General features: G+C 37.2%; 24 protein-coding genes. All 24 read left to right on the top strand.

The annotated features are described in order from the left end of the window. The first annotated feature begins 15 nt into the window (after positions 1-15). A complete protein-coding gene (locus EHV10_RS00120) occupies positions 16-1,533 on the top strand; it encodes an ABC transporter ATP-binding protein (protein ID WP_128672807.1) in 1,518 nt (505 codons plus the stop codon). Further along, positions 1,526-2,593, top strand: coding sequence for an ABC transporter permease (locus tag EHV10_RS00115; protein ID WP_128672805.1), 1,068 nt, complete (start codon positions 1,526-1,528; stop codon positions 2,591-2,593). Before EHV10_RS00120 ends, EHV10_RS00115 begins: the two co-directional genes overlap by 8 nt. Then, positions 2,593-3,528: an ABC transporter permease gene (locus EHV10_RS00110; protein ID WP_128672803.1), complete on the top strand. Its 936-nt coding sequence runs from the start codon at positions 2,593-2,595 to the stop codon at positions 3,526-3,528. The genes EHV10_RS00115 and EHV10_RS00110 overlap by 1 nt, the downstream gene beginning before the upstream one ends. A gap of 7 nt (positions 3,529-3,535) precedes the next feature. Further along, complete coding sequence (deoC, locus tag EHV10_RS00105) at positions 3,536-4,192, top strand: deoxyribose-phosphate aldolase (RefSeq protein ID WP_128672800.1); 657 nt, start codon at positions 3,536-3,538, stop codon at positions 4,190-4,192. An 8-nt stretch (positions 4,193-4,200) separates the two neighbouring features. Continuing rightward, positions 4,201-5,172 carry an adenosine deaminase gene (add, locus tag EHV10_RS00100; RefSeq protein ID WP_128672798.1) on the top strand — a complete coding sequence of 324 codons (972 nt, stop codon included), beginning with the start codon at positions 4,201-4,203 and terminating at the stop codon, positions 5,170-5,172. A gap of 48 nt (positions 5,173-5,220) precedes the next feature. After that, complete coding sequence (locus tag EHV10_RS00095) at positions 5,221-6,408, top strand: phosphopentomutase (RefSeq protein ID WP_128672796.1); 1,188 nt, start codon at positions 5,221-5,223, stop codon at positions 6,406-6,408. A 10-nt stretch (positions 6,409-6,418) separates the two neighbouring features. Continuing rightward, on the top strand, positions 6,419-7,240 hold the full coding sequence (locus tag EHV10_RS00090) for a purine-nucleoside phosphorylase (RefSeq protein WP_128672794.1): 822 nt from the start codon (positions 6,419-6,421) through the stop codon (positions 7,238-7,240). Between the two features lie 230 nt (positions 7,241-7,470). Next, complete coding sequence (locus EHV10_RS00085) at positions 7,471-8,922, top strand: acyl-CoA carboxylase subunit beta (RefSeq protein WP_128672792.1); 1,452 nt, start codon at positions 7,471-7,473, stop codon at positions 8,920-8,922. 9 nt (positions 8,923-8,931) lie between these two features. Further along, positions 8,932-9,660, top strand: a complete 729-nt coding sequence (locus EHV10_RS00080) for an OadG family protein (protein ID WP_128672790.1) — start codon at positions 8,932-8,934, stop codon at positions 9,658-9,660. Between the two features lie 11 nt (positions 9,661-9,671). Then, positions 9,672-10,037 carry a biotin/lipoyl-containing protein gene (locus EHV10_RS00075; RefSeq protein ID WP_128672788.1) on the top strand — a complete coding sequence of 122 codons (366 nt, stop codon included), beginning with the start codon at positions 9,672-9,674 and terminating at the stop codon, positions 10,035-10,037. 18 nt (positions 10,038-10,055) lie between these two features. Further along, positions 10,056-11,207: a sodium ion-translocating decarboxylase subunit beta gene (locus tag EHV10_RS00070; RefSeq protein WP_009664072.1), complete on the top strand. Its 1,152-nt coding sequence runs from the start codon at positions 10,056-10,058 to the stop codon at positions 11,205-11,207. A gap of 9 nt (positions 11,208-11,216) precedes the next feature. Next, positions 11,217-12,632 (top strand): oxaloacetate decarboxylase subunit alpha, encoded by a 1,416-nt coding sequence (locus EHV10_RS00065; protein WP_128672786.1) that lies wholly within the window; start codon positions 11,217-11,219, stop codon positions 12,630-12,632. A 58-nt stretch (positions 12,633-12,690) separates the two neighbouring features. After that, positions 12,691-14,031, top strand: a complete 1,341-nt coding sequence (locus tag EHV10_RS00060) for a TrkH family potassium uptake protein (RefSeq protein WP_128673567.1) — start codon at positions 12,691-12,693, stop codon at positions 14,029-14,031. Between the two features lie 18 nt (positions 14,032-14,049). Next, the gene (locus tag EHV10_RS00055; RefSeq protein WP_128672784.1) at positions 14,050-14,742 is read left to right on the top strand and encodes a potassium channel family protein; all 693 of its coding nucleotides are present in this window, start codon (positions 14,050-14,052) and stop codon (positions 14,740-14,742) included. After that, on the top strand, positions 14,735-15,310 hold the full coding sequence (locus EHV10_RS00050) for a GNAT family N-acetyltransferase (protein WP_128672782.1): 576 nt from the start codon (positions 14,735-14,737) through the stop codon (positions 15,308-15,310). Before EHV10_RS00055 ends, EHV10_RS00050 begins: the two co-directional genes overlap by 8 nt. A gap of 121 nt (positions 15,311-15,431) precedes the next feature. Then, on the top strand, positions 15,432-15,782 hold the full coding sequence (locus tag EHV10_RS00045; RefSeq protein ID WP_128672780.1) for a PTS lactose/cellobiose transporter subunit IIA: 351 nt from the start codon (positions 15,432-15,434) through the stop codon (positions 15,780-15,782). 39 nt (positions 15,783-15,821) lie between these two features. Next, positions 15,822-16,664 (top strand): MurR/RpiR family transcriptional regulator, encoded by an 843-nt coding sequence (locus tag EHV10_RS00040; RefSeq protein ID WP_128672778.1) that lies wholly within the window; start codon positions 15,822-15,824, stop codon positions 16,662-16,664. 22 nt (positions 16,665-16,686) lie between these two features. Further along, entirely contained in the window at positions 16,687-18,135 is a 1,449-nt protein-coding gene (locus EHV10_RS00035) for a glycoside hydrolase family 1 protein (protein ID WP_128672776.1), read from the top strand. After that, positions 18,119-19,033 carry an N-acetylmuramic acid 6-phosphate etherase gene (gene murQ, locus EHV10_RS00030; protein WP_128672774.1) on the top strand — a complete coding sequence of 305 codons (915 nt, stop codon included), beginning with the start codon at positions 18,119-18,121 and terminating at the stop codon, positions 19,031-19,033. The genes EHV10_RS00035 and murQ overlap by 17 nt, the downstream gene beginning before the upstream one ends. A 71-nt stretch (positions 19,034-19,104) precedes the next feature. Continuing rightward, positions 19,105-19,416: a PTS sugar transporter subunit IIB gene (locus tag EHV10_RS00025; RefSeq protein ID WP_128672772.1), complete on the top strand. Its 312-nt coding sequence runs from the start codon at positions 19,105-19,107 to the stop codon at positions 19,414-19,416. 1 nt (position 19,417) lies between these two features. After that, positions 19,418-20,764 (top strand): PTS sugar transporter subunit IIC, encoded by a 1,347-nt coding sequence (locus EHV10_RS00020; protein WP_128672770.1) that lies wholly within the window; start codon positions 19,418-19,420, stop codon positions 20,762-20,764. 29 nt (positions 20,765-20,793) lie between these two features. After that, positions 20,794-21,891 (top strand): DUF871 domain-containing protein, encoded by a 1,098-nt coding sequence (locus EHV10_RS00015; RefSeq protein ID WP_128672768.1) that lies wholly within the window; start codon positions 20,794-20,796, stop codon positions 21,889-21,891. Further along, the gene (locus tag EHV10_RS00010) at positions 21,891-22,754 is read left to right on the top strand and encodes an N-acetylglucosamine kinase (protein ID WP_128672766.1); all 864 of its coding nucleotides are present in this window, start codon (positions 21,891-21,893) and stop codon (positions 22,752-22,754) included. Before EHV10_RS00015 ends, EHV10_RS00010 begins: the two co-directional genes overlap by 1 nt. Positions 22,755-22,819: 65 nt before the next feature. Beyond that, complete coding sequence (locus tag EHV10_RS00005; protein WP_128672764.1) at positions 22,820-23,848, top strand: RNA ligase family protein; 1,029 nt, start codon at positions 22,820-22,822, stop codon at positions 23,846-23,848. The last annotated feature ends 454 nt before the right edge of the window (positions 23,849-24,302 follow it).

Genomic DNA, 24,302 nt, shown 5'->3' with positions numbered 1-24,302 from the left:
GGGTAAGGAGGAAAAATGGACGTAGCTGTCAAGATGCAGGACATAGTCAAGAAATTTGGCGACTTTGTTGCTAATGACGGTATCAATCTCACTGTAAAAAAAGGGGAAGTTCATGCAATTTTAGGTGAGAACGGTGCCGGAAAATCTACACTTATGAATATTTTATACGGTTTATACCATCCTACATCAGGAAAAATATTTATTGACGGAAAAGAAACCGCTATAGGTACTCCACAAAAAGCAATTGATTTGGGAATAGGAATGGTGCATCAGCATTTCATGTTGATACCGCCGTTTACCGTTACCGAAAATATTGCGCTTGGTATGGAAGATACAAAAGGTGTTGTTCTCGATTTGAAAAAGTCAAGAGAAAAGATTGTAGAACTCTCAAAGAAATACGGATTGTCGGTAGACCCCGATGCAAAGATAGAAGATATTTCCGTAGGTATGCAACAAAGAGTAGAGATTATAAAAGTTTTGTACAGAGGTGCAAATACTTTGATACTTGACGAGCCGACAGCTTCACTTACTCCACAGGAGATAGTAGAGCTTATGGATATAATAAAGAGTCTTACAAAAGACGGCAAATCTGTAATTCTTATCACACATAAGTTAAAAGAAATAAAGGCTTGTGCGGATTCCTGTACTATCATCAGACATGGAAAATATATAGATACTGTAGATGTAAAAGTAACAAGTGAAAGTGAGCTTGCCGCCATGATGGTAGGAAGAGATGTTTCATTTACAGTTGAAAAAGAAAAAAGAGAGCCGGGAGAAGTGGTTCTTGAAGTTAAAAATATCTGCGCCAAAGACTATAGAAAGGTAGATATTCTTAAGTCTTTAAGTCTTAATGTAAGAAGAGGTGAGATAGTAGGTATTGCAGGTGTTGACGGAAACGGACAGTCTGAACTTGTGGAGATACTTACAGGGCTTAAAAAAGCCGAGTCGGGAAGCGTAACCATACTTGGGAAAAATGCTTTTAATGTTACACCGAGACAGAGCTTTGACATGGGTATTACAAGTATACCTGAAGACAGACAAAAACATGGTCTGGTGCTGGATTTCACAGTTGCTGAAAATCTTATTTTGCAAAACTTTGAAAAAGAGCCCTTCTCAAAGAGCGGAATATTAAATGATAAAAATATAGAAGTTCATGCAAAAAAACTTATAGAAAAGTTTGATATAAGACCGAATGACAGTGCGAAAAAAGCTGCAAAGACATTATCCGGAGGTAATCAGCAAAAAGTTATAATTGCGAGAGAGGTTACAAACGACTCCGATCTTTTGATTGCGGTAAACCCTACCAGAGGTCTGGATGTAGGAGCTATAGAGTTTGTTCACAGGTATCTGGTGGAACAAAGAAATAAAGATAAGGCGGTATTGCTGGTATCTTTTGAGCTTGATGAGATAATGAATCTTTCAGACAGAATAGAGGTAATTTTTGACGGACAGATAACAGGTGAAGTTCTTGGCGAGGATGCCGATGAGAAGGAGCTTGGACTTTTGATGGCGGGAGGAAAAAAGGATGAGTAAGAAAAACAGTATACTTTCAAGCAATGCTTTTTATACTCTTATATCAATAGTCATAGGCTTTATTGTAGGTGCCATACTTTTAAGCATCGCAAAAATCAATCCTTTGGATGCGTATAAACAGCTATTCAACGGTGTTTTCGGTAAGCCGAAATTTATGGTATGGTGTTTGATTTATGCGGCACCTCTTATATTTACAGGACTCAGCGTAGCATTTTCATTTAAAACAGGTGTTTTTAATATAGGTGCGGAGGGACAATTTGTAGTAGGCTCACTCACAGCCTGTGTTTTAGGTATACTTATAAAGGCTCCTGCAATTATTCATGTTCCGCTTTGCTTTATAGGTGCTGCGCTTGCAGGCGGTATCTGGGGAGCAATAGTAGGAGTTTTGAAGATCAAAAAAGGTGTAAATGAAGTCTTATCCTATATTATGTTTAACTGGATAGCTTTCTATTTATCAAACTTCGTTGTAAATCTTGGTATTATCCATAAAGACGGTGGCGGTGAGGCAACAAAGGATATAGCGGAAACAGCAAGAATTTTGGCTCCTAAATCAATTATAGCCGCTACAGGTGCGTCAGCTACAAACTACGGTTTTATTCTTGCAATAATATTTGCCGTAATTGTATGGTTTATTATAAACAGAACAACGCTTGGGTTTAAGCTTAGAGCTGTAGGTTTCAGTAATACGGCTGCACAGTATGCGGGTATTGATACAGGAAAATCATTCCTTACGGCAATGGCATTTTCAGGTGCACTGGCAGGTATAGGAGGTGCCGTACAGCTTATGGGCATGAGCGGAAGAATTTCACAGTTCTCAGGTCAGGAAGGATACGGATTCCAAGGTATTACAGTAGCGCTTATCGCTTCATCAAATCCTATTGCATGTATTTTTGCCGGAATATTCTACGGTGCAATGAAATACGGCGGCGGTAAACTCTCTTTGGTAAACGCTCCGGCAGAGGTTGTAGATATTATAATGGGTATTATCATTTTGTTTATAGCAATATCAAGCCTGTTTAAAAATATATTCTTAAATCATGGAAAGAAGGGAGCGGTATAATGGACGTTTTAATAAGGAATTTAGGTCTTCTTATAAATGCAATATTGATAGCAACACCACCTCTTCTTTTGGCGGCTCTGGGATCATGCTTTTCTGAGAGAAGCGGTGTGGTAAACATCGGTATAGAAGGTATGATGACAATCGGTGCCTTCATTGGTGCATGTGTGGCATATTTTAGCGGAAACGGATGGTTAGGATTTTTTGCAGGCGGACTTAGCGGCGCCGTTCTGGGAGTTATACATGCAATTGCATGTATACAGTTCGGAGCGGACCAGACTATATCAGGTACCGCAATAAACTTTATAGGGCCGGGACTTGCAGTGTTTTTATGTAAGGCGATATTTGACAATTCATCCGATTCACCTGCACTTGATACAGCCGCAAAGCTTCCGAAGATGTTTGAAGGTGTGTTTAAGTCAGGCTCATTCGGCTATAATGTTTTTTCCACTTATTCAGTGGCATATTTAAGTTTTATTTTAGTTTTGGTAGTGTGGTTTGTATTCTATAAAACAAAGTTCGGAATGCATCTTAGGGCTGTAGGTGAGCATCCTCAGGCTTGTGCAACTCTTGGAGTTAATGTATATCTGACAAGATATATCTGTGTTATACTTTCTGGATTTCTTGCAGGACTTGGAGGAGCATTCGTTACACTTGCAACTGTAAGTCAGTTCAGACCTGCAGTAATAGTAGGGCAGGGATTTATTGCGATTGCGGCGGTAATCTTCGGTAAGTTTAAGCCGCAGGGAGCATTTAAGGCATGTTTACTTTTCGGACTTTGTAACGGTATAAAGGCACTGCTTGGAGCAGGTAATGCTGTTTCACCGAATTTAGTTTCAATGATTCCATATGTAGTAACAATTCTTGCACTTGTATTTGTAGTAGGAAGTACAAGAGTACCGGCTGCAAATGGTAAGCCTTTCTTAAAGGCAAGATAGGGGGATTATGTTAGCAACAAAATTATTCGATCACACAATTTTAAAGGCTGATGCAACAAAGGAAGATGTAAAAAAGGTATGTGAAGAGGCAATGGCTTACAGCTTTTGCTCCGTATGTGTAAATTCATACTATGTTCCTTATGTTGCAGGACTTCTTCACGGAAGTGATGTTAAAATATGTACCGTTGTAGGCTTTCCTTTGGGCGCTATGTCTACAAGGGCAAAGGCGCTTGAAGCAAAGATTGCTGTAATGGACGGTGCCGATGAGGTAGATATGGTTATAAATATCGGTGCATTAAAAGATAAAGATTATGATGTTGTTCTGGAAGATATAAAGGCTGTAAAAGAAGCTTGCGGAAACGCTCTTTTAAAAGTAATTATTGAGACCTGTCTTTTGACTGACGAAGAAAAGATTAAAGCATGTGAGCTTTCAAAAGAGGCAAATGCCGACTTTGTAAAGACTTCTACAGGATTTTCTACTGCAGGTGCAAAAGTAGATGATATTAAACTTATGAGAGAAACTGTAGGTAAGGACATGGGAGTAAAGGCAAGCGGTGGAATTCATGATAAAGAGTTTGCGAATGCATTGGTTGAGGCAGGTGCAAGCAGACTTGGAACAAGCGCTACTATAAAGATAGTGGAATCAGCCTTTTATGATGTTTAACGGTTAATATGAATAAAGAAGATATTATAAAATTACCCAAACTTGATTTGCATTGCCATTTGGACGGTTCATTATCAAAGACATTTTTAGAGAATGCTTTGGGAAGAACTTTTACCGTGGAAGAGCTTTCAGTCAGTATGGATTGTAACAGTCTGGTGGAATATCTTGAAAAATTTGATATTCCGCTGGAAGCCATGAGTACAATAGAAAATATCAAGGCCGCTACTGTTGATGTGATGAAGTCGGCATCAGCTGAGGGTGTAAGATATATTGAAATAAGATTTGCCCCTCTTTTGTCTGTTTCAGACAGTATGAAGACAGGGGATGTGATAGAAGCTGTAATAGCAGGAATTAATGAAGGAAGCAAACTTTTTAATATTCATGGCAATGCTATATGCTGTGCAATGACACATCATGATATTGAAGAGAGTAAGGCTATGTTTAAAGTTGCAAGAGAATACTACGGTTTTGGCGTGGCAGGACTTGATTTGGCAGGAGATGAAGCGAATCATCCAATAGGAGAGTTTAAAGATCTGTTTAAATACGCAACAGATTTGGGTATGAATTTTACTATTCATGCAGGTGAGGCAGGACCAAAGTCAAATATAGAGGGCGCTATAGAATACGGTGCAAAGAGAATCGGACACGGTATTGCGATGAGAAATGATGAAAGGCTTTTGAAACTTGCTAAAGACAGACAAATCGGTATAGAAATGTGCCCTATAAGTAATTATCAGACAAAGGCGGTAGGAAAAAACGAAACTTATCCATATGCCGATTATATAAAGAGGGGCATACTTGCTACGGTCAATACAGACAACAGATTGGTCAGCAACACAAGTATAACAAATGAAATATTGTTCTTACAGGAAAGAAATATGATATCCGATTCTGATATTATTCAGGGAATAAGAAATGCAATAGAAGTATCCTTTGCAAGTGATAATATTAAAGATATGCTCTTAAAAGAATTAAATTAAGGTAATATCTGATTGTGTACAGGTTTGTTTGACCGGAAGGTTTTATTTATGAGAAAATATAAAAGAGTTTTTGTGGTTGTACTGGATTCTTTGGGAATCGGTGCAATGCCTGATGCCGAAAGATTTGGTGATACAAATACAGATACTTTCGGACATATAGTAAAAAGCTATGGAAAACTTGATATTCCAAATTTAAAAAAGCTTGGAATGTACAATCTTCATCCTGTAGAAGGGGAGTCCGGAGTGGAAAAACCGCTTGGAAGATTTTGCAGAATGGAAGAGATGAGTAACGGTAAGGATACAATGACAGGTCATTGGGAAATGATGGGACTTAGAATTGAAAAGCCTTTCCAAACATTCACTGATACAGGTTTTCCTAAGGAGCTTATAGATGAGCTTGAAAAAAGATGCGGTAAGAGAGTAATAGGTAACAAGTCCGCTTCAGGTACAGAGATACTTGAAGAACTTGCGGAAGAAGAGATAAATACCGGAGCAATGATAGTGTATACATCTGCCGATTCGGTACTTCAAATCTGTGGAAATGAAGAGACATTCGACCTGCAAAACTTATACAGATGCTGTGAAATTGCAAGAGAACTTACAATGAAGGACGAATGGAAGGTAGGAAGAGTAATTGCCAGACCTTATGTAGGTAAGAAAAAAGGCGAATTTAAGAGAACTTCAAACAGACATGACTATGCTCTGAAGCCTTTCGGGCAAACCGCACTTAATGTATTAAAGGATAACGGACTTGAAGTTATTTCTATCGGAAAGATAAATGATATATTTGTCGGAGAAGGAATTACAAAGGCGTATCATTCTGATTCAAGTGTGCATGGTATGGAACAGACCATTGATATGCTTTCACAAGATTTCACAGGACTTTGCTTTACAAATCTTGTTGACTTTGATGCTCTATGGGGGCATAGAAGAAATCCGATAGGATATGCAAAAGAAATTGAAAAGTTTGATGTTAAGCTTGGTGAGTTTATGGAAAGGATGAATGATGACGATCTTTTAATACTCACTGCAGATCATGGAAACGATCCTACACATACGGGAACAGACCACACAAGAGAGGCCGTATTCTTTATGTCATATTCAAAGAAATTTGACGGCGGAAAATTACTTGATACAACCGATACATTTGCAGTAATCGGTGCGAGTATAGTGGACAACTTCGGACTGAAGATGCCTGAAAATACAATAGGCTACAGTATATTAGATAAGCTATAATGGAGGTTATATGAATCCGGTTTTTGAAAAAGTAAAAAAGAGCTATGATTATATCAGAACAGTTACAGATTTTACACCTGAAGTTGCTTTGGTACTGGGCTCAGGTCTTGGTGAGTTTGCAAAGCATATGGAAGTTGAATGTGAGATCCCATACTCAAGTATTGAGGGATTTCCTGTATCGACTGTAGCCGGACATGACGGAAGATTTCTTTTCGGTACGGTTGAGGGTGTAAAGACTGTTATCATGAAGGGAAGAGTTCACTATTATGAGGGCTATCCTGTAACAGATGTTGTACTTCCTACAAGACTTATGATAATGCTTGGAGCAAAGAAGTTAATTCTTACAAATGCGGCAGGCGCAGTAAACACTTCATATAAACCGGGTGATTTGATGATGATTACAGATCATATATCAACTATAGTACCTTCACCGCTTATAGGTGAAAATATAAGTGAGTTCGGAACAAGATTTCCCGATATGAGTAATGTTTATTCAAAGAGACTTCAGGATGTGGTCAGAAAGTCAGCTAAGGAAGTGGGAGTTACTTTAAGAGAAGGTGTATACATGCAATTTAGCGGTCCGGCATATGAGACACCTGCCGAGGTAAAACTTGCAAGATTACTTGGTGCCGATGCTGTGGGTATGTCCACTGCGATAGAGGCTGTGGCTGCAAATCATATGGGAATAGAAATCTGCGGTATTTCATGCTTTACAAATATGGCGGCAGGTATCTTAGATCAACCTCTCAGCCATGAAGAGGTTTCCGAGGCTGCAAATAAGGTTTCTCATATATTCGAGTCACTGGTTAAAAACATAATAAAAAATATATAATTTTTTGGGGGCATAGTGCCCCCTTTTTCACTATACAATTATTATTAAAATGAATGTGATTTTCAGTTTTATCCACTTGTTTTTTTAGTAGTTTCATTATAAAATAGTTTAAGATTGTTTTGTATTTAACAATTTTATCAATATTATATTTTACAGGAAAAATATAATATTATAGTGATTAAAATATACTTTAATTACAACAACTTATTAATTAATACGGAGGTTTGTATATGGCTCAAATAGGAGTTTCTGCTATGAAACGAATTGAAGATTTGCTCGATACCGGAAGTTTTGTGGAAATTGGCTCATATATAAGTTCAAGGAACACAGATTTTAATCTATCTGACAAGGAGACTCCAAAGGATGGGGTTTTGACCGGTTACGGTACGATTAACGACAGTCTGGTATATGTGTACAGTCAGGATCCTTCAGTGCTTGGCGGCTCAATAGGAGAAATGCATGCAAAGAAGATTGTTGCACTATATGATATGGCAATGAAGATGGGAGCACCTGTAGTAGGGCTTGTTGATTGTGCGGGTCTTAGGCTGGAAGAGTCTTTTGATGCATTGGATGCCTTTGGAAAAATATATTTAGCACAAACAAAAGCAAGCGGTGTTATTCCGCAGATACAGGCGGTATTCGGTCTGAGTGGCGGTGGAATGGCAATAAGCAACGGACTCAGTGATTTTGTATTTATGGAGCAGGATAAGGCAAAAGTCTTTGTAAATTCTCCAAATGCTATAAACGGAAATTCACAGGATAAGAATGATTTTTCAAGTGCCAAGTTCCAATCGGAATCTACAGGTTTGGTTGATTTTATAGGAACCGAGTCTGAAATTATTTCAGGAATAAGAGAGCTCATTTCAGTTCTTCCTGCAAATAATGAAGATGATATGTCATATATCGAGTGCACAGATGATTTAAACAGACTTACACCTGAGCTTGAGGGAAGAATAAGCGATCCCACACTTGCACTTAATATTATTTCAGACAGCGGATATGTGCTTGAAGTAAAGAAAAACTTTGCAAGAGAGATGTTTACAGGATTTATCAGATTAAACGGTAACACTGTAGGTGTAGTAGCTAACAGAAGAGCACTTTATGATGAGAACGGCGAGATTGCAGATGAGTTTGAAAATGTTCTCTCTCATCAAGGAAGTGATAAGGCGGCAGGTTTTGTTGAATTCTGTGATGCTTTCAATATTCCGGTTCTTACATTAGTAGATGTAAAGGGATACAGAGCTACAAAATGCAGTGAGAAGAGAATGCCTAAGGCAGGTGCAAAACTCACATATGCATATGCAAATGCAACTGTTCCAAAGGTTAGCCTTATAGTGGGTGACGCTTATGGAAGTGCTTCACTTTCAATGAATTCAAAATCAATAGGTGCAGACATTGTCTTTGCATGGGAAAATGCAAAGATGGGAATGATGAATGCAAGTGAGGCTGTAAAGATAATATATTCTAAAGAAATTGATTCAAGTGAGAATATTAAAGCGACTCTTGATCAGAAAACAAGAGAGTATGAGAATTTGCAAAATTCAGCGGTATATGCTGCAAGAAGAGGTTATGTAGATGATATCATCGCAGTAGCTGATACAAGAAAGAGATTGTTGGCAGCCTTTGAAATGCTTTTTACAAAGAAAGAAGATCGTCCATATAAGAAACATGGATCAATTTAGAGGTGAATCATGAAAAAGAGAATAAAGTATTTAATCTTAAGTCTGTTTATGATTGCCATGTTGGCACTTAGTGCATGCGGTAAAAAGGCCGACTCTGAGAGTTCAATACCTGAGGAGGTTTCAAATCAGCTTCCGGTACAGGCTGAAAGTTTATTGAACCAGCTTTATAAAATGGATGATGCGGAGCTTGATCAGGTAATTGAGAGTGTAGAGCAAAACGGTCAGACGGCTTTTGCCGAAGGTGTAAAAAACTTTAAATCAACAAAAGAACTTGTCGGAGATCTTGTAGGTATTGATGATACAAAAGTCTCAGCTTCAGAAGGCAATTATGTTGTTAAGGTAAATTATTCCGGTAAAAACAGAAAATCCGAGATGACACTCGGTTTTGACAGTAAGACAAATCAGGTAGCGGTATTTTCAATCACACCTAAGTACAGTGTTATTGAAAATATGGAAAAGGCCGCACTTAATACAGTTCTCGGTATGGGAACGGTATTTATTATATTGATTTTTATATCATTCCTTATAAGCTTGTTTAAGTATATAAGTGTATTTGAAAATAAATTAAAAGCAAAGGCTAAGGAAGAACCTGTAATCGAGGTGGCTACTGTAAATGAGCCTGAAAATCTTGAGGATGATTTGGAGCTGGTAGCGGTAATAACGGCAGCTATAGCGGAGTTTAGCAATACAGATGCATCAAATCTTATTGTTCGTTCAATAAAGAGAGTTAAAAGATAGTGGAGGGAAAAATGAAGAATTATACTATTACAGTAAATGGCAAATCATATGAAGTTTCTGTTGAGGAAAGAGGAGGAGCAAGTGCTCCTGTTACACCTGTAGCATCTACACCGGTTGCACCTGTTGCTAAGGCGGCGGCACCTGCTGCAAGTGGAAGCGAAGGTAGAGTAAAGGTTGTTGCACCTATGAGCGGAAAGATCCTTGGTATCAAGGTAAGCCTTAATCAGGCAGTTAAAAAAGGTGAAGTAGTAGCTGTACTCGAAGCTATGAAGATGGAAAATGATATAGTGGCACTTGAGGACGGTACAATAGCAAGTATAAATGTAAATGTTGGAGACAGTGTTGAAACCAATCAAACTCTTGTAACAATCAACTAATATCCGGAGGGAGAAAAAATGGATTATATATTAAATACATTATCCAATTTGATTGCTCAGACCGCATTCATGAATCTTACCTTTGGCAATTTGATAATGATTTTTGTTGCCTTTATATTCCTGTATTTGGCAATCAAAAAGGGATTTGAGCCTCTTTTGCTGGTTCCGATTGCTTTCGGTATGTTACTTGTAAATATCTACCCGGATATAATGCTTAGACCTGAGAATTCAGCAAACGGTGTGGGAGGTTTACTTCACTATTTCTATGTATTGGATGAATGGAGTATATTGCCTTCACTTATATTCATGGGTGTAGGTGCACAGACCGACTTCGGTCCGCTTATTGCAAATCCGAAATCATTCCTACTTGGTGCAGCGGCACAGTTTGGAATTTATGCAGCTTATTTTATAGCAATATTTATGGGATTCAATGATAAAGCGGCAGCGGCAATATCTATTATAGGTGGAGCGGACGGTCCTACTTCAATCTTCCTTGCAGGAAAGCTTGGACAGACTGAATACCTTGGACCTATAGCCGTAGCGGCATATTCATATATGGCCTTAGTACCTATTATACAGCCGCCTATTATGAAATTCTTTACAACTGATGAAGAGAAGAGAATCAAGATGGAGCAGCTTCGTCCTGTATCACAGCTTGAGAAGATACTTTTCCCTATAATAGTTACAGTAGTGGTATGTCTTATACTTCCTACTACAGCACCTTTGGTAGGTATGCTGATGCTTGGAAACCTCTTTAAAGAGAGTGGTGTTGTAAAGCAACTTACAGAGACAGCCGCAAATGCAATGATGTATATTGTTGTTATCTTACTTGGAACCAGTGTGGGTGCTACAACAAGTGCGGAGGCATTCCTTAAAGTTACAACTTTAAAGATTGTAGCTCTCGGACTTATAGCTTTTGCTTTCGGCACCTGGGCAGGCGTAATATTCGGTAAGATAATGTGTAAGGTTACCGGCGGTAAAGTAAATCCGCTTATCGGTTCGGCAGGTGTTTCGGCAGTGCCGATGGCAGCCAGAGTTTCACAAAAGGTTGGTGCGGAATATGATCCTACAAACTTCCTTTTGATGCATGCTATGGGACCTAATGTAGCAGGTGTTATCGGTACGGCTGTAGCGGCGGGAACCTTTATGGCAATATTTGGAATAGTATAAGGAGGGATTATGGCAGAAATTCAGAAAAAGCCTGTTCAGATAGTTGAGACCGTGCTACGTGATGCACATCAATCTTTGGTAGCAACAAGAATGACTACAGAACAGATGCTTCCTATAATAGATAAAATGGATAAAGTAGGCTACAGAGCTGTAGAATGTTGGGGTGGTGCTACATTTGACGCTTCACTCAGATTCTTACATGAAGATCCGTGGGAGAGACTTCGTAAGTTTAAAGACGGATTCAAAAACACTAAACTTCAGATGCTCTTTAGAGGACAGAATATCCTTGGATACAATCATTATGCAGATGATGTTGTAGAGTACTTCGTTCAAAAGTCGGTTGCAAACGGTATTGATATAATTCGTATCTTTGATGCATTAAATGATATCAGAAACTTAAAGACAGCCGTTGATGCGGCAAATAAAGAAAAGAATGCTGAAGTTCAAATAGCTCTTTGCTATACTTTGGGCGATGCATACACACTTGATTATTGGAAAGATATTGCAAAGAGAATTGAGGACATGGGTGCAGATTCTCTCTGTGTAAAGGATATGGCGGGACTTTTAACACCATATGCGGCAGAGGAACTTATCACAAGCCTTAAGGAATCTACAAAGTTACCTATAGAACTTCATACTCACTATACAGCAGGTTTGGCGTCTATGACTCTTTTAAAGGCGGTAGAGTCGGGATGTGATATAATTGATACAGCTATTTCACCTCTTGCACTTGGAACTTCACAACCTGCAACAGAAGTAATGGTAGAGACTTTCAGAGGAACACCATATGATACAGGTCTTGATATCAACTTACTTTCTGAAATAGCAGACTATTTCCGTCCGATAAGAGAAGAATTTATAAAGAGCGGATTACTTAATCCTAAGGTACTTGGAGTAAATATCAATACTTTAAAATACCAGGTTCCGGGAGGAATGCTTTCAAACCTTATAAATCAGTTAAAAGAAGCAGGTAAGGAAGATAAGTACAGAGAAGTTTTGGAGGAGATTCCAAGAGTTAGAAAAGACTTCGGAGAACCGCCACTTGTTACACCTTCATCACAGATAGTAGGTACACAGGCGGTTATGAATGTGCTCTCAGGTGAGAGATATAAGTTGGTTCCAAAGGAATCAAAGAAGATAATGCTTGGAGAATTCGGTCAGACTATCAAACCTTTCAATAAGGAAGTGCAAAAGAAGATAATAGGTGATGAGAAGCCTATTACATGCAGACCGGCAGATCTTATTGCACCACAGCTTCCTGAGTTTGAGAAGCAGGTTGCAAAGTGGAAAGAGCAGGATGAAGATGTGCTTACATATGCACTTTTCCCAAAGGTTGCAGAGGAGTTCTTTGAGTACAGAGCAGCACAAAAGACAAAAGTGGATATGACTAAAGCAGACAAAGAAGCAGGAGCATATCCGGTATAAGTAAAATAAGTATTCAAAAATCCCTTACTTAATGTAGGGGATTTTTATGTAAGTGAAAATGAGAGAAATAAAGAGAAAAGTTTTAAAACAATTTAGCAGTGCCAGAATTATTATGTTTGGATTTATTATTATGATATTTTTAGGGGCAAGTATTCTAAGTTTGCCTATTTCATCAAGAAGCAGGGAATTTACACCTTTTATAGATGCCCTGTTTACCGCAACCAGCGCAAGCTGTGTTACAGGCCTTATAGTATATGACACCGCTACACATTGGTCGGTATTTGGGAAAATTATAATAATAGCTATGATACAATGCGGAGGACTCGGTGTGGTAACGATGTTAACCGTATTTACTCAGGTTACAGGCAAAAAAATAGGACTAAGAGACAGAGCCACATTACAAAGCGCACTTTCAGCACCGCAAATTGGCGGTATTATCAGACTTACAAGTTTTATATTTAAAGCGACTATTATTATAGAGATGATTGGTGCACTCCTTATGTTCCCAAGGTTTATGAAAGATTTTGGGATAACAAAGGGAATATATTATTCTGTATTTCATTCTATATCTGCATTTTGTAATGCAGGTTTTGATTTGATGGGTGATGTAAGCAAATTTTCATCTTTGACAAAGTATCAATCCGATATAATGATAAATATAACAATAATGTTATTGATACTGATAGGAGGTCTGGGTTTTCTTATATGGAAGGATATAGTTGATTACAGGTTTGATATAAAAAGATATTCCACTCAAACTAAGATAGTGCTTACAATGACATTTATTTTGGTATTGTTTCCGTCTATACTGTTTTTCTTTACAGAGTTTAGCGGATTGGACATCAAGACAAGAGTGCTGTCAAGTTTATTTCAGGCGGTTACACCAAGGACCGCAGGATTTAATACTATAGATTATACGAAGTTTAGCGACAACGGTATAGCAATGACGATTATTTTGATGTTGATAGGTGGAGGATCGGGATCTACAGCAGGCGGTATCAAGCTGACTACAATTTTTATTTTAGTTGCTACAATGTGTTCTGTTTTAAAGCAGGACAAAGAGGTAGCGGTATTTAAGAAAAGGATTGAACCGGATATAATAAAGAATGCCGTTGCGGTATTTGCTTTGGATATATTTTTATTTATAGTCGGATCAATGATTATAAGCGGAATAGAAGGATTTTCGCTTAAAGAAACAATGTTTGAGTGTGCATCTGCTGTTGCAACGGTAGGACTGACTTTGGGTATTACACCACATCTTGGAATTATTTCAAAAATATTGTTGATATGTATGATGTATATCGGTAGAGTCGGAGGTATAACACTTATATTTGCGGCAGTTACTCCAAAAAAGAACGGGAATGCAAGATACCCTAAGGATCAGGTAGCGGTAGGATAAATTTTATAGAGGTGAATTATGAAGAGTTTTTTGGTAATTGGTGTCGGAAGATATGGACGACATTTATGTAAAAAGTTGTATGAAATGGGATATGATGTAATGGCTGTAGACAGAAATGAGGACTGTATAGAACCGGTATTGCCTTATACTTTAAATTCAATGATAGGAGACAGTACAAAGAAGGATTTTATAAAATCAATCGGTGTAAGTAATTTTGACACCTGTTTTGTAGCCATAGGTGATGATTTTCAAACTTCTTTGGAAACCACATCGCTGCTTAGTGAATGTGGTGCAAAATATGTGGTATCCAGAGCATCCAGAGATACACAGGCTAAGTTTTTACTTAGAAACGGAGCAAATGAAGTGGTATATCCTGAAAGGCAGTTGGCGGAATGGGCCGCTATAAGATACAGCTCAAATAATATTTCAAATTATATTGAATTGCCCGGAGAAAACTCTATATTTGAATGTAAGGTGCCTAAAAGCTGGGAGGGAAAAACAGTATTGGAGCTGGATATAAGGAAAAAATACAAAGTTAATATTATGGGAATAAAAAAAGGTGAGAACTGGTATATGACTATTACTCCACAGACAAAGTTTGAAAATGATCAGGATATAATGGTCTACGGAGCAAATAAATATTTGCAAAAATTCTTACATTTTGATTCAAGCAATTTTACAACTGAAGAAGAGGCTGAAGAAGATGATTGATGATATTTCTATAAGATCGGCAAATCCTGAGGATGCTAAAGAGCTGCTCAAAATATATGCATATTATGTAACGGATACGGCAATATCATTTGAAACAGAAGTACCAAGTGAGGAAGAGTTTAAATTAAGAATAGAAGAGGTTTTAAAAAGCTATCCGTTTATTGTTGCCTGTAAGGATGATGAAATACTGGGATATGCCTATTTGCATTCATTTGTAGGGAGAAAGGCTTATGAATTAAGTGCAGAGACTACCATATACCTAAATCCGGATAAGAAGAAAATGGGTATAGGCAAAAAATTATACTCTGTCTTGGAGGATATAGCAAAGGCGCAGAATATAACAAATTTATATTCGTGTATCGGTTATGTGGATAAAGAGGATGAATATTTAAATAATAACAGTGTACAGTTTCATGAACATATCGGGTTTAGAATGGTTGGAAAATTTGAAAACTGCGGACATAAATTCGGTAGATGGTATCATATGGTGTGGATGGAGAAAATTATAGGTAAGCATGGGGAGATTAAAGAGTTTATAAAGTTTGAGGAGACTGATTATATACTTTAATTATTAATATTTCATTGACAAAAAGGTATGAATATGATTAAATAAGGCTAGAAACAATATTCCATAAAATAAAATATTTAATGAAATAATATTTTATAATTTTGCGAATGATAGGAGTTTTATGAGAGAAGAAGATTATCAGATTTCTTTTGAAATAATCGCTACAGCAGGGGACAGTAAGGGGTATTCGATGGATGCCATCTGTGATGCAAGAAAAGGCGACTTTGAATCTGCAAATGAAAAGCTTAAAGAGGCGAATCAAAGACTTTTACAGGCTCATGAATTACAGACCGATATGATTGCAAAGGAAGCCGGAGGTGAGCAGGTTCCTGTAAATATTATTCTGATACATTCACAAGACCACCTTACAATGGCGAATGTAGCTGAGGAGTTGGCGGAGGAGATGATTTCACTCTATAAAACAATAGCAGATCTTAAGACGGAAATAGAGGAAATAAAAAAGAAAATATAACACTGATATAGGAGTTCCATAAAATTTGGAGGTAATACATTGGATATAGTATTGCAAATCAAAGAGGAATATTCAAAATTGACCAAGTCGGAACAAAGAGTGGCGGATTATTTTATAGATAATTATAAAGATGCTATAAATCTAAGTACACAATCAATTGCGGCAATAACGAAGACATCACCGGCTACAGTCATCAGATTTGTAAAAAGTCTGGAATTTGACGGTATTCAACAGCTTAAGCTGGCATTGGCCGCAGATTTGGATTCGGATAAAGATTATACAGGTTGTGAGATAATACATCCCGAAGACGAACTTGAAGATATTATTGAAAAAAATAAGATAAATCTTATTAACAGTATTGAAAAACTTTATGCGCTGATGGATATAAGCCTTATTGAAGAGGCGATAGATGCAATAGATAATGCAAGGAAAATATATCTGTTCGGAGTAGGGGCCAGCGGTATAGTTTGTTACGATGTAAATTATAAGCTATCAAGAATAGGTAAGGATGTTGTATTTAATAATGATATACATTTGCAACTTGTTAATTTGAATTTTATTAAAAAAGAAGATGCCTGTGTCTGCATAAGTTATAGCGGAAATACAAAGGAGACTGTTTTGGTGGCCGAAATTGCAAAAAGAGCAGGGGCAAAGACAATAGGTATTTGTTGTTTCGGAAAGAATGAATTGTCTAAAATCTGTGATATAACTCTTCGTGTTCCGCATGATGAGAGAGAGTTGAGACTTGGAGCAATTTCAAGTCGTAATACAACGCTTACTTTACTTGATATGATTTATCTTGCAATATCACACAGACATTATCCTGAAGTTCTTGAAGATATTGAAGCTACAAGAGATTTGATAAAGAAGCTTAGAGAATGATTTTGTTAAAGGAAGTAAAAAAATGAGAATGCTATGGGGAGGTGCAAGTGCCTCAAGCCAATATGAAGGAGGGTTTACTCTTTTTGATAAGGGTATGGATACTCAAGACTGCAGAAGATATATAAAGCGAACAGATAATGCGACTACCTCTACAAGACTTTTAACAAAAGCCGATATAGAAAGAGCAAAAAATCCGAAAGACGGTGACTTCTTCCCGGGAAGAAGGGGAAGTGAAGGGCTTGCCCATATTGATGAAGATATAGAGTATTTATCTGAACTTGGGATAGATATATACAGAATTTCCATTGCCTGGTCAAGAATTTTCCCGACAGGTGAAGAAGAAGAACCGAATGAAGATGCTCTTAATATGTACGGGGATATTCTTAAAAAATTAAAAGAAAAGGGTATTAAGATATATCTCAGTCTTACACATTATGCGCTACCGCTTGCACTGGTTGAAAAATATGGCGGTTGGAAAAACAGAAAGCTTGTCGATTTGTATTTAAAATATGCAAAAGTAATATTTGAAAGATTCGGGAAGTACTTGGATTATGTAGTACCTTTCAATGAGATAAATACCGGTTTTTTCAGTCCTTTCAACGGACTTGGACTTCTCAGAGATGAAAATAAAGAAGGAAGCGGATACGATTTAAATGACATATTTGCAGGACTGCACAATCAGTTTATAGCTTCGACAAAGGTTATAGAGCTTGGAAGAAAAATGCTTGATGCAAGTTTCGGATGTATGGCAGCATGTTTTTGCTATTACGGATATTCATGTAATCCTTTCGATCAGTTAAAGACACTTCAATATGAACAGGTGAATCAATGGTTCTTTACAGATGTATTGGCAGGCGGAGAGTATCCGTATTACATGAAAAAGTATTTTAGAGATAATAATGTGAAAGTGGAGTTTCTACCGGGAGATGAAGAGCTGTTAAGGAATAATACGGCAGATTTTGTCGGATTTTCATACTATCAGTCAAATGTATGTGCATCAAAAGAAATGGAAAAAACAGCGGGAAATCTTGTTGTAAGTACAAAGAATCCTTATTTAAAAGCAAATGAATGGGGATGGCAGATTGATCCTGTCGGAATAAGAATTTCCATGAACAAGATTTATGACAGATACAAAAAGCCTGTAATGATTACTGAAAACAGTTTCGGATACAATGATGTACTTTTGGAAGGTAATATTATAAATGATGATTATAGGATAGAATATCTGAAAGACCATTTTGAACAGATAAAGCTGGCAATCGATGACGGAGTGGAATGTCTGGCATATTTGCTTTGGGGAATTATAGATATTGTATCGGCCGGTTCTTTGGAAATGAGTAAGAGATATGGTGTTGTATATGTCGATGCCGACAATCTTGGAAACGGAAGCTATAAAAGATATAAAAAGAAAAGTTTTGAATTCTACAAGGATTATATAGAAAAGGAGAGAGAAAGTGTTAAGTCTCGATAGATTGGATACTGAAAAAAGAAATATTAACACGATGAATCTTGACGAACTTTCCACAGTAGAAATCATTGAGAAAATAAATCAAGAGGATAAAAAAGTTGCAGACTGTGTGGAGCCTGTTATTCCGGAAATCGGAAAGGCGGTGGACTTTGCAGTAAAAAGTATAAAAAGAGGTGGCAGACTTATTTATATCGGTGCCGGGACATCCGGCAGACTTGGAATTCTGGATGCCAGTGAATGTCCACCGACTTACGGAGTACCTTTTGATATGGTGATAGGTATCATGGCAGGAGGTGACAAGGCCATGAGAAAAGCTGTTGAAGGTGCGGAGGATTCCAAAGAACTTGCCGTTAATGATTTAAAGGAACTTAAACTTGACGAAAGGGATACTTTGGTAGGACTTGCAGCAAGCGGTAGAACTCCTTATGTAATAGGTGGCCTTGAGTATGCAAGAAGTCTGGGTAGTAAAACGGTAGCTGTCAGCTGTGTACAGGGAGCCGGGATATCCGATTATGCGGATGCAAAAATAGAAGTGGTTGTAGGAGCCGAGGCGATAACGGGTTCAACCAGAATGAAAGCCGGTACGGCACAAAAGATGGTCCTTAATATGATTTCCACAACTACAATGGTAAAGATAGGCAAGGTATATCAAAACCTTATGGTAGATGTGGCTACAACCAATGAAAAGCTTAGAGTAAGGGCTTTGAATATAATAAGTGAAGCTACAGGAATAGATAAGGATACATCAAAAAAGCTTTTGGAAGAATCAGGATATGATGTCAAAGTTGCCATAGTTATGGGAATCGCATCTGTGACTGCCGATGAGGCTAAGGAAACTTTGGAAAATAATAATCTTGATGTCAGTGCAACGATAAAGAAATTGCTTAAAAATAATAAGTGATTAAAAAATATTTATTGAAAAATATTAAAATTCGATTTCATACAAAATCGGGTTTAGAAAGAAGGTAATATATGAAGGTATTATTTGTTTGTTCGGGCGGTATGTCATCAACCATTGCCGTAAATGCCTTGAAGAAAGAGGCTGAAAAGCATGGTGAAAATATTGAAGTTCTTGCAATAGGAACTCAGGCTGTTGATGACGAGGTAAAGAACGGTTGGAATTGTGTAATGGTTGCACCACAAATTCGCCATAGATTTGATAATATCAAGGCTGCGGCAGATACACAGAATATTCCATGTGCACTTATTGAACCTATGGCTTATTCACCACTGGGTGGACCTAAGCTTTATACACAGATGAAAGGGTTAACAGGAGGTAATTAAAATGTTTGACAAAATTGCTGCATTCTTAGATAAGAATCTAAGTACACCAATGGCAAAACTCAGTGAACAAAGGCATTTGCGAGCTATAAGAGACGGTATTATCGCTACTTTGCCGATTGTAGTAGTAAGTTCACTTTTCCTGGTAATTGCGTTCTTACCGAACCAGATGCCGGCAAGCTGGGGTATTGCACAGTTTATTAAGGCTAATGCAGGTAGAATCCTGCTTCCGTATCGTATGGCAATGTATATTATGACATTGTATGCAGTATTCGGAATAGGATTTTCATTGGCTAAGAGTTATGACTTGGACGGACTTTCAGGAGCTATTCTTTCAGAGCTTGCGTTTTTGTTGACAGTTGTACCTGTATCACTTCCTGAGGCAAGTGAAGAAATTCAAAGCCTTGCTGCAAACAATCAGGCTTTGGCGGATTATATCAAGGCTATTCCTGACGGATGGCATCTTAAAATGTCATATATAGGTTCGGACGGTATGTTTGTAGGTATTATTTCAGCATTTATTGCTGTGGAGATTTACAGGTTTACACAAAAGTCAGGATTCAAAATCAGAATGCCTGAGCAGGTTCCTGCATCTGTTGCAAGAAGTTTTGAAGCACTTACACCTACAGTTATCATTCTTCTTCTTTTCTCAACAGTCACAATGTGGCTCGGTATAAAGGTTCATGATATCGTAGGTTCTATTATCAGACCTATAGTAAATGTTGCGGATACACTTCCTTCAGTATTGCTTCTTACATTCCTGGATTCATTTTTCTGGTGCTTCGGTATACATGGAAGCAGTGTAGTAGGAAGTCTTACAAGACCTGTTTGGTTAATGCTTCTTGAGCAGAACTCAAATGCATTTGCGGCAGGAATGGCTATTCCTAATATTGCTCCGGAGCCTTTCTATCAGTGGTTTATTTACATCGGAGGTTCAGGAACAACTATAGGACTTGCAATTTTGTTGCTTTTAAGATCAAGATCACAGTATGGCAAGACACTTGGTAAGGTAGCATTTGTACCGGCATTATTTAATATTAACGAACCGATGATTTTCGGATGCCCTATAATCCTTAACCCTGTACTTTTGATACCTTTTGTTTTAAATCCTATTATTTGTGCTGTAATTGCATGGATTGCAACAGAGCTTGGACTTGTAAACAGGGTGGTGGCATCAGTGCCTTGGACTTTGCCGGGACCTATAGGCGCATTCCTTGCAACAAACGGAGATATCAGAGCACTTATATTAAATGTACTTTTGATAATTCTTTCAATACTTATTTACCTTCCGTTCTTTAACAAGTATGATGCTGATTTAAAGAAGCAGGAAGAAAGTGATGTTGCTGCATAATATTTTACGTAACAATATAAAGGAGAGTTATGCGTAGACTTGGGATATCAATTTATCCTGAAAAAGACAGTGTGGAAAATATTATTGAATATATTAAGAAAGCCGGATTTTCCGGCTTTTCTCGTATTTTCTCATGTCTTTTATCAGTGAATAAATCAAAAGAAGAGATAATACATGATTTTAGAGAAATTAACCTTTATGCAAAAAGTCTGGGGTTTGAAATAATAGTGGATGTATCACCGGCGGTTTTTAGTAAGCTTGATATTTCTTATAAGGACCTTACTTTCTTCAAGGAAATAGGTGCTGACGGTCTGAGACTTGACATAGGATTTACAGGATTGGAAGAGTCTTTGATGACTTTCAACGAATATGGTCTTAAGATAGAGATAAATATGTCAAACGATGTTTCAACTATTGATACGATAATGAATTATGAGCCGAACAGATACAATCTATACGGTTGTCATAACTTTTATCCGCATAATTACAGCGGACTTGGACTTGATTTCTTTAAAAGCTGTACAAAAAGATTTAAAAAATATGGCTTGAATACTGCGGCATTTATTACCACAAGAAGTGAAGGATCATTTGGTCCATGGCCTACAGATTTCGGTCTTCCGACTTTAGAAATGCACAGAAATATGAGTATTGATAAGCAATTAAAGCATATGATTGCAATGTATGACATTGACGATATCATTATTTCAAACTGCTATCCGACGGATGAAGAAATTGAAAAGATAAAAAGCATTCCACTTGACAGAGTTTGCTTTGATGTGGAATTACTACCTGAGCTTCCAAAACTTGAAAGAACTATAGTTTTAAAAGAAATGCATTTTAACAGAGGCGATAAATCGGATAATTTTATCAGATCGACAGCTTCAAGGGTAAAGTATAAGGGCGAAAAGTTTGAAGTGATAAATCCTGCACCTATAAAAAGAGGTGATATTATAATTGAAAGCTCACTTTACGGTCATTATGCGGGAGAACTGCAGATTGCTCTAAGCGATATGGGAAATTCGGGAATGAGCTCCGTGGTCGGGCATATTGATAAAGATGAGCTGTTTTTGCTTGATTATATAAGGCCATGGCAGAAGTTTGCAATGAAGGAATCAAAGGAAGTATGATGAAAAATACTTATTACATCGGAATAGACGGTGGAGGAACCAAGACAAATTTTATACTGTTTGACAGTGATAAAAACAGTATAGCATCTGTTTTAATGCCTACAATCCACCCTGCACAGACAAGTTTTAAAGAAGCGGTATCTATTCTTACCGAGGCGAGAGAAAAGCTGCTTATTAATATAAAAGACTGTGATTATGATTTAAAGGTGGGAGCAGGCCTTGGCGGATATGGTATAAATAAGGATTACAGAAAAAAGCTTGAAGATGAGTTTTCGTCAGTATTTAAAGAGTTTAGGCTCTATTCTGATGCCTACGCCGCAATGCTCGGTGCACTTGGAGGAGATGACGGAATACTTATAATTGCAGGTACCGGAAGTATAGGACTTGCAAAGATAGGTGAGAATACATACAGGTGTGGCGGATTCGGATACAGGTATGGTGACGAGGGCAGTGCATACAGCATAGGCAGAGAGATTATATCAAAAGCTTTAAAAGAATCTGACGGAAGAAATAAAAAAAGCAAGATATATGATCTGGTACTTGAATATTTTAAGATGAATAGTGTCAATGATATAGCAACGAGCGATTTCACAAGAGAACATATAGCAGGTCTTGCAGCGGAGGTATCAAAATATATCTATAGCTGTGAAAGTATAAAGATTATATTTGAAAAAGCGGCAAGAGAAATAACCCTACATATAAAAGCACTAAGTAAAAAATTCGATAATAAAATAAAGTTAAGTTATATAGGAGGAGTCTTTAAGTCAGAGTTTATAATGAAAACGATAAAGGAAATGAATCCGGATATTGATATTGTTTCACCGATATTTCCACCTGAAAAGGGAAGTATACTACAAGTATAATGAAAAACGGAAATATTTATGATAGAATGAGTATAAAGAAAAGTTTTATTTTGTTGAGGTGAAAAATGGGAAAAAGAAAACTGGCATCCATACAGTATGTACATAATATCACGCCTATAGAGGGTGCTGAAAAGATAGAATGTGTACATGTATTGGGGTGGCAATGTGTAGCTAACAAAGGTCAATTCAGTATAGGGGATAAATGTGTATATATGGAAGTGGATTCATTCCTTCCTGTATGCGAACTTTTTGAATTCCTCCGAGCAAGCAGCTTTAAAGAGAATGAAATAATGGGAGCAGGATTCAGGCTGAAAACCATGAAATTCAGAGGACAGATATCACAGGGATTGGTACAACCTTTAGAAATACTTCCTGAAGGTAAATATGAAATAGGTGATGATGTAACCGAACTTCTTGGAATAAGGAAATGGGAGATAGAGGAGAGAGTAAGCAATGACGGTACTGTTATTGCAGAGTTTCCGAGTGAAATCTCAAAAACCGACGAGCTTAGAGTGCAGTCATATCCTGAGTTAATAGAGGAGTTTAAATCTGTAAAGGGATATTACATAACTACCAAAATGGACGGATGCAGTGTGACAATGTATAAGAGCGGCGATCATTTCGGTGTATGCGGAAGAAACTATGAATATGCAGATGATGATAAATGTGATATGTGGAAATATGCACATAAGCATAGTATAGAAGAGAGATTAAAAGAAAATAATCTTGATAATATAGCAATTCAGGGTGAATTTTGCGGACCGGGTATTCAAAAAAACAGGTTGAAGCTGACAGAACCTGAGTGGTATGTATTTACAGTAACAGATATGAAAACCAATACAAGACTTTCCATGTATAAGACTGAGGAGATATGCAAGCTTCTGGGTTTAAATATGGTGCCTGTAGAGGAAGTGGAAGAAGAGTTTAAGTATAAAAGTGTTGATGAACTTTTGGAGAGAGCGAAGGGAAAGTATGCTTCAGGGAAGAATAAGGAAGGTATCGTAATAAGACCGATTGAAGCTGTGTATTCGAATACCATAGCAGGTCCGCTGTCTATGAAAGTTATAAATAATGATTATCTTTTGAAAGAGTAGTAAACCGCTTTTATAAATCTGAGACGGCTACAGTTTGGAATATAAAAATGAATTCGAAACTGTAGCTGTTTTTTTGTAATTTTTTAAAAAAAGTAACTTGACTTTGGAAATATGAAAAAGTATAATAAATACACTGCTTTTGCAGAGGACTTAATTCAAACGTCAGAATAACTTAAAAATAATTTAAATTGTAGTTGACAAGATGTTGAATTGATGATATTATATCTGAGTTGCTTGAAAAGAGCAAAAATAGCTTGGAATAATCTGAAACAACTTTTTAAAAAAGTTGTTGACAAGATGAAATAAGCTTGATATAATAGCTAAGCTGTTTCAAACAGCGAAGCGATATGAACCTTGATAATTTAAGATTAAACAGTACACACAACCCTGAAAATAACTTGATTATTTTAATAATAATCGATGAGATTTCAGATGCATTTTTCACTTGATGAAA

Origin of the sequence: Lachnoanaerobaculum gingivalis, assembly GCF_003862475.1 — a bacterium.
GTDB lineage: Bacteria > Bacillota > Clostridia > Lachnospirales > Lachnospiraceae > Lachnoanaerobaculum > Lachnoanaerobaculum gingivalis.
The sequence above is the reverse complement of the archived record's forward strand: the minus strand, read 5'-3'. Positions and strand labels throughout refer to the sequence as shown.